Origin of the sequence: Nocardioides terrigena (assembly GCF_003047265.1) — a bacterium.
Lineage (GTDB): Bacteria > Actinomycetota > Actinomycetes > Propionibacteriales > Nocardioidaceae > Nocardioides > Nocardioides terrigena.
Map to the genome: position 1 here is coordinate 1 of NZ_PZYY01000047.1, position 740 is coordinate 740.

The following is a 740-nucleotide window of genomic DNA, read 5'->3' on the forward strand; positions in this document are numbered from 1 at the left end:
GTCGTAACGAGTCAGATCTCGTATTCCTAACACTTGCTCCTTACTAAGAGTATCTGGTGTTTTAACTACTTTCCCTAAGCCTGTGACTTCGTTCTCTTTTTTATGTGCTTTCTTTTTGGTACCTGTGACATAAACATCATTTAATTGTACCGCTTGTTCTGCATAGCTTTGTACGGCAAATAGGCTAAGAAGAGCAAGGCTAATCAGATTTAATTTATTTTTCATAGCAAATTCCTTATTATTTTTCTATTTGTCGTTTTGCACCAAAGACAGCGCCAACACTGCCATTGTCTGATTTATGATGGAATTGTCCGCCAAGTTCTCCAGCGGTTGGACCATAGAAGCCACCATTGACTTTTATATCACTAAATACCGCATTTCCGTGTTGGCTAGAGCCTGCATCTAAAGCAAAGCCACTATCAGAGGTTTTCGCACTGCCGATAAAGCCATTACCATTAATTGTCGCATCTACGGTAAATACAGGATTTACACCGCCTTTATCAAATAACTTACCGTTTACTTTTTTATCACTAAAATTAACATCAAATTCAGTGCGATAGCCCGATTCTCGATTATTATCTGCTTCCGCTATCCAGTTCGTCCCTTTAGATACGAGTGCATCCCAAGTTCCAACATACTTATAGTTACCTCCTGCGGGCATTTTATCCGTTGCAGTACGTTCACCTTGTAGGAATAAACTATTATCTTTAACTTGTTGTTTGCCCTCTTTTTGCCACAAT

The 740-nt window shown here is 39.2% G+C and carries 2 protein-coding genes; both read right to left on the reverse strand.

Annotation, left to right across the window (positions count from 1 at the left end; genetic code table 11):
• A partial coding sequence (locus DAE25_RS22735; RefSeq protein WP_199907744.1) for a hypothetical protein occupies window positions 1–225 on the reverse strand: 225 nt, incomplete at its 3' end.
• A 13-nt stretch (window positions 226–238) separates the two neighbouring features.
• The coding region (locus tag DAE25_RS22740; RefSeq protein WP_199907743.1) for a transferrin-binding protein-like solute binding protein at window positions 239–740 on the reverse strand (502 nt) is incomplete at its 5' end.